Raw genomic sequence first — 696 nt, forward strand, 5'->3', positions numbered from 1 at the left:
GCCGCTGCCGAGTATGCCGCGACTCGAGGCATCATCATCGCCGACACCAAGTTCGAGTTCGGTGTCATCGATGGCAAGGTTACGCTGATCGACGAGTGCCTAACGCCCGACTCCAGCCGTTTCTGGCCCCGCCGCCAGCTACGAGGAGGGCAAGATTCAGCCTAGCTACGACAAACAATTCGTCCGCAATTGGCTCAAAGCCAACTGGGATATGACGGGGGAGACCCCGCACCTGCCCGCCGAGGTCATCGATGGCACGTCCGAGCGCTATCGCGAGGCCTTCCAGATCATCACGGGCTCCCAGTTCACAAGCATGAAGGAGAACGCATAAGTGAGTACCCGTAGCGCCACGAACAAGCGCACGCAATCCCACGAAGTTGCCGGGGTTGCGCGCAAGTCCGCCGCATCTGCTAAGCCCGCTCGCCAGGCAGCGAGCTCCGTTCGCGTCGTGCCGGCTTCGTCTAAGGCACGCCGCAAAGAGCTCGAGAAGGGTGAAAACCTGGAAGGCCTTTCCAAGGAGGAGAAGCGCGCCCGCAAGGCCAAGCAGCGTGCTCGCGAGGATCGTATCTATACGGTGTCGAATAGTCCTCCTTAAGCAGGATGAGGACTACACCAAGCGCCGCCGTATCTGGTGGGCCGTGCTCGCCATCGGCATGGTACTCGTCGTGGCAATTTGGGCTTTCGCTCTACTTCGCT

General features: G+C 60.6%; 2 protein-coding genes. Both read left to right on the forward strand.

Features of this window, described 5'->3' with window-relative positions; translation table 11 throughout:
- On the forward strand, nucleotides 1-165 hold a 165-nt coding region (locus tag HMPREF1024_RS32215), incomplete at its 5' end, for a phosphoribosylaminoimidazolesuccinocarboxamide synthase (RefSeq protein ID WP_009310182.1).
- Between the two features lie 166 nt (nucleotides 166-331).
- Nucleotides 332-595, forward strand: a complete 264-nt coding sequence (locus HMPREF1024_RS0127985; protein ID WP_009310183.1) for a hypothetical protein — start codon at nucleotides 332-334, stop codon at nucleotides 593-595.
- Nucleotides 596-696: the final 101 nt, after the last annotated feature.

The sequence above is a fragment of the Klebsiella sp. 4_1_44FAA genome (assembly GCF_000238715.1).
Taxonomy (GTDB): domain Bacteria; phylum Pseudomonadota; class Gammaproteobacteria; order Enterobacterales; family Enterobacteriaceae; genus Klebsiella; species Klebsiella pneumoniae.